The following is a 1,127-nucleotide window of genomic DNA, read 5'->3' on the forward strand; positions in this document are numbered from 1 at the left end:
ATTTGAAGAATGGAAACCGAGCGAACGTCTCAAAACATTAGCTCAGAAACAACCCACACGCTATCAACAAAGCGAAGATGGTCAATGGCACGCTCCACCAGCAGAAACTAAAGTTCAACCACTTTTACTGTACTACCATTTACGTACAGATCAAGAAATAAACTGGATTGCTTACCGCAACCATCAGTTTCTGAAAGCTTATTTCAATCAAGAAAATACAGTTAACTCAGAGGTAAGAACAACGGTTGTTGAGTGCGTGAGAGCTAACCCTGGAATGACTCTGAAAGAACTATTAGAATCAACCAGTACCAATTGGGTAGACGATATCTATGCCTTGATTGCAACAAAGCAATTATATGTAGACCTCAAAGCTGCTGCTTTGAGTGAACCAGAACAAGTTCATCTTTTCAGCAGTCAACAGATGGCACTGGCATATAATGTCATGATTGCTCAAAGAATTTCTACCACTATCGCCAGCGGACAACGAATTGATGTAGCGGTTGGCTCAACGCTTGTTTGGGATGGTAAAAGTTGGTGTGTACTTCAAATTGGAGACACAAAAATTGCTCTCCAAAGCGAAAATGAACTGATTGGGTTAACTCATGCAAACTTTGATGCACTCATTGCACAAAAAGAAATTACTCGTATTCAACCTAAATCTGCAAAAACAACAGAAATTTGGGAACAGCTAAAATGCGCGAGTCCCGAAGATTTGTCCGTGGCTAACTACCGCTATAAAATCATTGAGCCATATTTACATGGAAGACCGCCAATTAATAGTTCTGTACCTGAGCGGACAATCCGTAGCTGGAAATCCAGATTTAATAAGGCTCTTAATAATTATGGCTGGGGCTATATTGGTTTGCTACCCAATCGGGGAGACAAAGGAAATCGAGTAGACCGCTTTTCACCCGATACTTGGGAGTTCATCGACCAAATTATTGAACAGCATTATGAAAATCTCAAACAGCGAGGAAAACTGGCAACTTACGGTATTCTCGTTAGAGAGTGGGAAAAAGCAGGAAGAACAGACCCTTGCCCCAGTCGGATTACTTTTTGTAAGCGTATTAATCCAGGGCTATTTCATTCTGATTGAGTAATTGATATGGTACTGAAGTCATCTCACC

1 protein-coding gene is annotated in these 1,127 nt (G+C 40.9%); it reads left to right on the forward strand.

Annotated features, from left to right (window positions below; genetic code table 11):
* Positions 1–1,096 (forward strand): TnsA endonuclease C-terminal domain-containing protein (locus tag ABF638_RS38075; protein ID WP_435027901.1); only part of this gene is annotated, 1,096 nt, incomplete at its 5' end.
* Between the last annotated feature and the right edge of the window lie 31 nt (positions 1,097–1,127).

This window comes from Nostoc sp. CALU 1950 (genome assembly GCF_051172895.1).
GTDB lineage: Bacteria > Cyanobacteriota > Cyanobacteriia > Cyanobacteriales > Nostocaceae > Nostoc > Nostoc edaphicum_A.